Here is a 6,780-nt window from a genome sequence, read left to right on the forward strand (position 1 = left end):
CCGCCTGGCCGAGGCAGGCCTGACCTCCTACAACCACAACCTCGACACCAGCCCAGAGCACTACGACCGGATCATCACCACACGCACCTACGAAGAGCGCCTCGAGACCTTGGCTCGGGTGCGCAAGGCAGGCATCTCGATGTGCTGCGGCGGCATCATCGGCATGGGCGAGAGCCTCACCGACCGCGCCTCGCTACTGCAGGTGCTGGCTTCGATGAACCCCCATCCCGAGAGCGTGCCGATCAACGCCCTGGTGGCGGTGGAGGGCACCCCCCTGGAGGAGCAGCCCGCTGTGGACCCCCTTGATCTGGTGCGGATGGTGGCGGTGGCCCGGATCCTGATGCCCCATAGCCGCGTGCGCCTCAGCGCTGGCCGCGAAACCATGAGCCGCGAGGGGCAAGTCCTCTGCCTACTGGCGGGTGCGGATTCGATCTTCTATGGCGAGACCCTGCTCACCACGGGGAATCCCGATGTGGAGGCCGACCAACAGTTGTTGGCCCTGGCGGGCGTGAACCCCTGGCAGGAGCAGGTGCCGGCGTGAGCGCCTTGGTGATGGCCTTCTATGGCTTCACCGCCATGGAGGACCTGCCTGGGTTGCAGCAGGAGCTCAGGGCTTTGGCCGAGCAAGAAGCGGTCCTCGGCACGATCCTGCTGGCTGAAGAAGGGGTCAACGGCACCATCAGCGGTCCAGACGCAGGCGTTCAGGCCGTGCTGGAGCGGCTGCGCCAGTTGCCCGGACTCGGGGGGCTGGAGGCCAAGTTCAGCCGCGCTGAGCAGCAGACCTTCCATCGGCTCAAGGTCCGGCTCAAGCGCGAGATCGTCACCATGGGCTGCCCCACGGTGAAGCCGGCTGAGCAGGTGGGGACCTATGTCCCGCCGCAGCAGTGGGATGCGCTGATTGCCGATCCAGAGACCTTGGTGGTGGACACCCGCAACCGCTACGAAGTGGAGGTGGGCAGCTTCACCGGCGCGATCGATCCCGGCACCGACAGCTTTCGCGAGTTCCCCGCCTGGGTGGAGGAGACCCTGCGGCCCCTGGTGGAGCAGAGGCAACCGAAGGCAATCGCCATGTTCTGTACAGGCGGGATTCGCTGCGAGAAGAGCACGGCCTATCTGCTGCAGCAGGGCTTTGAGAATGTGCATCACCTGCAGGGCGGGATCCTGCGTTACCTCGAGGAGATCCCCGAGGAGGACAGCAGCTGGCAAGGGGAGTGCTACGTCTTTGACCAGCGGGTGAGCGTGAACCACCAGCTCGAGCCCGGCAGCTACAGCCTCTGCCATGCCTGCGGCCTACCCGTCTCCCCTGAGCAGCGCCTGCAGCCGAGCTACCGCGAAGGCATCAGCTGTCCCCACTGCATTGAGCGCTTTACGGACAGCGATCGCCAGCGCTTTGCTGAACGCCAGCGTCAGATGCAGCTGGCCCGGGAGCGCGGACAGCGGCATCTCGGCTAGGGCGCATGGGTCCGGTTCTCTACAGCTTTCGCCGCTGCCCCTACGCGATGCGCGCTCGCCTGGCCCTGGCCGCGGCGGGCCTGGAGGTGGAGCTGCGGGAGGTGGCCCTGAAGGCCAAGGCTCCGGAGCTGCTGGAGGCTTCGCCAAAGGGAACCGTGCCGGTCTTGGTGGAGCCGGGTGGTCCGGTGCTCGAGGAGAGCCTGGAGATCATGCGCTGGGCTCTAGAGCAGAGCGACCCCCTGGGTTGGTTGGAAGGAGATAGGGCCGAGGCCGCGGCCTTGCTGGCTCAGAACGATGGTCCCTTTAAGCGGCACTTAGATCGCTTCAAGTACCCCGATCGCTACGCCGATGTCGACCGCCCGGAGGACCGCTCGGCTGCCCTGGCGATCCTGCGCGAGTGGGAGCAGCGCCTTCAGCCTGGGGGGTGGCTGCTGGGCGCGCGGGCGAGGCTCGCGGACTGGGCCCTGCTGCCGTTTGTGCGTCAATTCCGCTTGGCAGATCCAGAGGGCTTTGACGGGGAGCCAGGGCTGGATGGTCTGCGGGAGTGGCTGGCGCGTTTTGAGAACGCCCCGCTGTTTCAGCAGGTGATGGAGTCCCCCTGGGCGGAGCGCCGCTGCTGGAGATCACCGCGTTGGCTCTATCACCTGGCCTTGGCTGCGGACTGGCAGCAGGCCCGCCAGCAGGGTGAGTACCGGATCTCAACCCGGGGGCAGAGCCTCGATCAGGTGGGGTTCATCCACGCCAGCTATGCCCATCAGCTGGAGGCCACCCACCAGCGCTTCTACGCCGATCTCGAGGACCTCCGGCTGTTGGTGATCGATCCGACGCGCCTGGCGGCCCATGGCCTCGAGGTTCGCCCCGAAGCAGCCCCCGGCAGCGAGGAGCTCTTCCCTCATGTCTACGGCGCCTTGCCTTTGGATGCGGTCTGTCTGGTGGAGCGTTGGTAGCGATGGCTGGGTCGTTGTCTTTGGCGGAGATCGAGCAACGGGCCGCGGCGCGGGGGCTGCTGCTGCGGCTGCAGGTCAAGCAGGTCTTGGCGGTCAGGACCCTGAGGGTGGTGGTGGCCAGGCCGCGGCAGGGGCAGGCGCCTGTCTTGCTGGGTGAGCTCAAGGGCTGGGCGCTGCCGCTGCCCCATGGTCTGCAACTCGACACGATGCGCGTTCAGGGGGCGGACACCCAGGGAGTGGGTGCCCTGATCTGGGCGGCCACCTTTGCCTGGGCCCTGGAGGCCACCCCCTGCCGCCGTGCCCGTCTGCTGGCGATCCGCGACAACGATCAGCAGCACCGCCGCCTTGTTCGTTACTTCCGCCAGCTGGGGTTTGAGCCGACTCGGGAGGTGGGGGCCGCGGCCTTGGATCTGCCCCTGCGCTTGGTCTGGGGTGGGGCGGGACTGCTGATGTCTGGGGATATCGCCCAGGGGCTGGAGCGGGTGAGCCGCCGGCTGTGATCGTCGCCGGCATTGATGTGGGCGGTGCCCGTAAGGGCTTCCACGCGGTTTTGCTTGAGGGCCGCCGCGTGGTGGATCAGCTCAACATCTCTGATGCAGAGGCGTTGGCGGGCTGGTGTCTCCGGGCCGAGCGGATCGCGATTGACGCTCCCTGCGGCTGGGCCCTGCCTGGCGAACGCTCGCGCCTGTGCGAACGCCAGCTCTTGGCCAAGGGGGTGCATTGCTTTGCGACTCCGACGCGGGAGGCGGCGCTGGCGAGCCGCAGCAACTTCTATGGCTGGATGCTGCGCGGCGAGGCCCTCTACCAAGCTCTGCAGCGGTTCGGGGTGCCGATCGCCCGTGATGAACAAGCGCTGGCCAGGCGCTGCTGTTTTGAGAGTTTTCCCCACGGCATCACCGTCGCCCTCTCGCCAGAGATTGAGGTCAAGGCAGCGCTGAAGCTGGAGCAACGTTCAGCGCTGCTGGAGCGCTTCGGTCTTGCGCTCGATGGCTTGAGCGGCATCGATTGGATTGATGCAGCGGTCTGTGCCCTAGCCGCCCAGCGCATCGCCCAGTCGGCCGCGGCAGAGATCTATGGCGAACCCGAGGGTGGGTTGCTGGTGTTGCCCGGTCGCACGCGCCACACTGCCGGCAGCACCTAGGGATCTCAGGCGATGGATTTGCATGGGATGGAGCTGCTGCTGAGTCATTCGGCCCAAGCGCTTCGCCAGTTGCTGGAGTTCCTCTCGCTGATTTCCGTCGCGATTGGCCTGGTGGCCGTTCTCAGTGGGGCGCGCAAGTTGCGGCTGCGGGAAATTCCGCCCCATCTGATCCAACGCGGGCCGGTGACGATGGCCCGGGTGACCTTTGGCTCCTGGGTCGCCCTGGCGCTGGAGTTTCAGCTCGGGGCTGATGTGGTCTTGACCACGATCAGCCGCGAGCCCAATGCCCTGATTCAGCTGGGTGCGGTGGCGTTGATCCGAACCTTCTTGAACTATTTCTTGGCCCTGGAATTGCGCCAGGAGGATCGCCATCAAGCCAGCTAGCTAGCTCTGCTCACCGGCGTGATAGCTGCTGCGCACTAAGGGGCCGGAGCGCACGTCGCTGAAGCCCAGCCCCTTGGCGATGCTCCCGAGTTCCTCGAACTCCTCGGGCGTCCAGTAGCGATCCACCGGGAGATGGGCCAGGGAGGGCCTGAGGTATTGGCCGATGGTCAGCCGCTGGCAGTCCACCGCGCGGAGATCGCGCATCGCCTCGACCACCTCCTCGAAGCCTTCACCCAGACCGAGCATCAGCCCGCTCTTGGTGGGGATCTCTGGCGCTAGCTCGCGGGCGGCTGCCAGAAGGCCGAGGGAGCGGCTGTAGGTGGCCCCACGCCTGACCTCCCCCTGGAGACGCTCCACCGTCTCGAGGTTGTGGTTGAAGCAGACGGGCGCTGCCGAGAGGACCGTCTGCAGCCGTTGGCGTTGGGCCGTGATCGCCTCGGCTTCCTCGCGGTGGCCCCCCCAGAAGTCGGGGGTGAGCACCTCGATGGCGATCAGTGGATTGCGGGCCCGGATGGCGGCCATGGCCCGGGTGAACAGCGCCGCGCCGTGGTCGCTCTGGTCATCCCTGGCGACGGAGGTCAGGACCACATAGCGCAGTCCCAGGGTCTCGACGGCCTCAGCCACGCGCTCGGCTTCCTGGTCATCGAGGGGCTCCGGCGCCTGTCCCTTGTCCACCTGGCAGAAGGCGCAGCTGCGGGTGCAGATCGATCCGCCCAGCAAGAACGTCGCGGTTCCGGAGGCGTAGCACTCCCCCCGATTGGGGCAGCGGCCCTCCTCGCAGATGGTGTGGAGCCGTTGCTGCTTGACCACGGCCTGGACCGACTCCAGGGCGCTGGCCGCACCAATGGGAGTACGGATCCAGTCGGGCAGGCGCTCCTTGGGTGGGATCTGGCTGTAGCGGCTCATGCGCTCACTCCATCCGCCGCCGCCCCTCGAGGGCCCGCGCCAGGGTGACCTCATCGGCGTACTCCAGTTCGCTGCCCACCGGCAGCCCGTAGGCGATGCGGCTGACCTGGGTGAACGGTTTGAGCAGGCGGGCCAGATAGAGGCTGGTGGTGTCCCCCTCGACGCTTGGGGTGAGGGCCAGGATCACTTCGCTGATGCCGTCGCGATCCACCCGCTCCACCAGCGGCTGGATGTGCAGCAGCTCTGGGCCGATGCCATCCATGGGCGAGATCAGCCCGCCGAGCACGTGATAGCTCCCCTTGAACTCGCGGGTGCGCTCGAGGGCCAGCAGGTCACGGGAATCCGCGACCACGCAGAGCACTCCGGTGCTGCGTTCTTCGTTGCGGCAGATCTCGCAGAGGGGGTCAGCCGAGAGGTGAAAGCAGCGCTGGCACTGACCCACCTGGCTGCGGGCGGCCAGCAGCGCATCGGCGAACGCCTGGATTTGCTCGCTGGGTTGGTTCAACAGGTGCAGCGCCAGGCGCTGGGCCGTGCGGGGCCCGATGCCGGGAAGCCGCTCGAACTGATCAATCAGCCGTGCCAGGGGTCTGGTGAAGCCGCTCAGATCCCTTGAGGCAACTGGCGAGAATCTAAGAGGAACCGCAAGACCTGCGGCGGCGCGTGAGAATGGCTGCGCTGAAGCGCTGATCAATGGCCGTGCTGACCCGCTGGATCTCCCGAGGACTGCGTTCGTTCCTGGCCCTTGGCTTGGTGCTGGTGCTGGTGAGCTGCAGTGCGGTCGCGGCCGGTCTCAACTCCTTCCAAAGCTCGGATGGGCGCTACGCCTTCCTCTATCCGACGGGCTGGACCCGGGTGCAGGTCACCGAGGGCCCCCAGGTGGTCTTCCACGACCTGATCAATGCCGATGAAACCCTCAGCCTGGTGGTCTCGGATGTGAATGAGACCAACAGCCTGGAGAACCTTGGTAGTGCGGTGGCGGTGGGCGAGAAGCTGCGCCGCGTCGTGATCGCCCCGGACGGCAGCGGCCGCGAGGCGGAACTGGTGGAGGCCTCTGAGCGTGAGGACGGCGGGCGCACCTTCTACGACTTGGAGTACGCCGTTCACCTTCCCGACCGTGATCGCCATGAGCTGGCGACGGTCGTCGTGGACCGCGGTCGGCTCTACACCTTTGCCGCCAGCACCAACGAGATGCGCTGGCCGAAGGTCAAGGGCCTGTTCCATCAGGTGATCACCTCCTTCACCCTGCGGATCTGATCGAGTGCTGATCGTTGGCGGGGGCCTGGCGGGTGGACTGCTGGCCCTCGCCCTGCGGGAGCGCGGCGTTGATGTTTGTCTGATCGCCGGCCAGCAGCCCTCGGCGACGGAGTGGAGCTACGGGGTGATCCCGGGTTGGCCGCTGGGCACCTCAGCTCTTGCGATCCGCTCTGCCAAGGCCGCTGGCCTCTGGCGCGATCTGCAACGCCGCTATGGCGATCTCGGCTGGTCCAGCGCGCGCATCCATCTCCACGGTGGCAAGCCCTGGGCGCGTCTCTTGCCCTTGCCGGGATCCCAGGTGGATACAGAGCGTTTCCATGCGTACCTTCCTGAGCTGCTGAAGCAGGCCGGCGTCCGTTACGTCTCCGCTGAGGCGCTGAGCCTTGAGCGTCAGCAAGGGGAGTGGCTGGTGCGTTGCAGCGATGGTTCGGCCCACTCCAGTCCCCAGGCGGTCTTGGCAGCCGGTGCGGGCTGCCGCAGCCTTTGGCCTGCCTGGCCTGAGGCGCTGTGCAGCAGTTGGGCAGGAGTGCTGGAGTTACCCCACGCTCCGCCCCATGGCCTGCGGCTGCCGGCCCAGTTCCAGCGCCCGGCGATGGAGCGATCGAGCTCGGAACTCGAGGCCCCTCGGACCGTCGTCGATGCCGGGCTCGTTCCCCGCGGCGCTGGGGCGCTCTTGGGGCAGGTCAGCAGCTTTGC

Annotated in this window: 10 protein-coding genes; 8 read left to right on the plus strand and 2 right to left on the minus strand. The window is 67.0% G+C overall.

What is annotated here, in order from left to right; translation table 11 throughout:
- From bioB to QZ184_RS08990, 6 genes are all read left to right on the plus strand, one after another.
- On the plus strand, positions 1-541 hold a 541-nt coding region (bioB, locus tag QZ184_RS08965), incomplete at its 5' end, for a biotin synthase BioB (RefSeq protein ID WP_296419179.1).
- A complete protein-coding gene (locus tag QZ184_RS08970) occupies positions 538-1,452 on the plus strand; it encodes a rhodanese-related sulfurtransferase (RefSeq protein WP_296419181.1) in 915 nt (304 codons plus the stop codon). The genes bioB and QZ184_RS08970, both read left to right, overlap by 4 nt.
- Before the next feature lie 5 nt (positions 1,453-1,457).
- Positions 1,458-2,399 (plus strand): DUF952 domain-containing protein, encoded by a 942-nt coding sequence (locus tag QZ184_RS08975; RefSeq protein ID WP_296419182.1) that lies wholly within the window; start codon positions 1,458-1,460, stop codon positions 2,397-2,399.
- A 2-nt stretch (positions 2,400-2,401) separates the two neighbouring features.
- Positions 2,402-2,899 carry a hypothetical protein gene (locus tag QZ184_RS08980; protein WP_296419184.1) on the plus strand — a complete coding sequence of 166 codons (498 nt, stop codon included), beginning with the start codon at positions 2,402-2,404 and terminating at the stop codon, positions 2,897-2,899.
- On the plus strand, positions 2,896-3,540 hold the full coding sequence (locus tag QZ184_RS08985; RefSeq protein WP_296419186.1) for a DUF429 domain-containing protein: 645 nt from the start codon (positions 2,896-2,898) through the stop codon (positions 3,538-3,540). The genes QZ184_RS08980 and QZ184_RS08985 overlap by 4 nt, the downstream gene beginning before the upstream one ends.
- 12 nt (positions 3,541-3,552) lie before the next feature.
- On the plus strand, positions 3,553-3,924 hold the full coding sequence (locus tag QZ184_RS08990; protein WP_010317851.1) for a DUF1622 domain-containing protein: 372 nt from the start codon (positions 3,553-3,555) through the stop codon (positions 3,922-3,924).
- Here the strand turns inward: QZ184_RS08990 and lipA are convergent, their stop codons facing one another.
- Entirely contained in the window at positions 3,925-4,830 is a 906-nt protein-coding gene (lipA, locus tag QZ184_RS08995; RefSeq protein WP_296419190.1) for a lipoyl synthase, read from the minus strand.
- Positions 4,831-4,834: 4 nt separating this feature from the next.
- Complete coding sequence (recR, locus tag QZ184_RS09000) at positions 4,835-5,413, minus strand: recombination mediator RecR (protein WP_071777998.1); 579 nt, start codon at positions 5,411-5,413, stop codon at positions 4,835-4,837.
- Between the two features lie 107 nt (positions 5,414-5,520).
- Here recR and psbP point away from each other — a divergent pair, with 107 nt between their 5' ends.
- A complete protein-coding gene (psbP, locus tag QZ184_RS09005; RefSeq protein ID WP_010317848.1) occupies positions 5,521-6,084 on the plus strand; it encodes a photosystem II reaction center PsbP in 564 nt (187 codons plus the stop codon).
- 4 nt (positions 6,085-6,088) lie between these two features.
- Positions 6,089-6,780, plus strand: a 692-nt coding sequence (locus QZ184_RS09010) for an FAD-dependent oxidoreductase (RefSeq protein ID WP_296419193.1), incomplete at its 3' end; no start/stop codon positions are given.

This window comes from Vulcanococcus sp. DEBay_Sum22DG08_74 (genome assembly GCF_017852955.1).
Taxonomy (GTDB): Bacteria; Cyanobacteriota; Cyanobacteriia; order PCC-6307; family Cyanobiaceae; genus Vulcanococcus.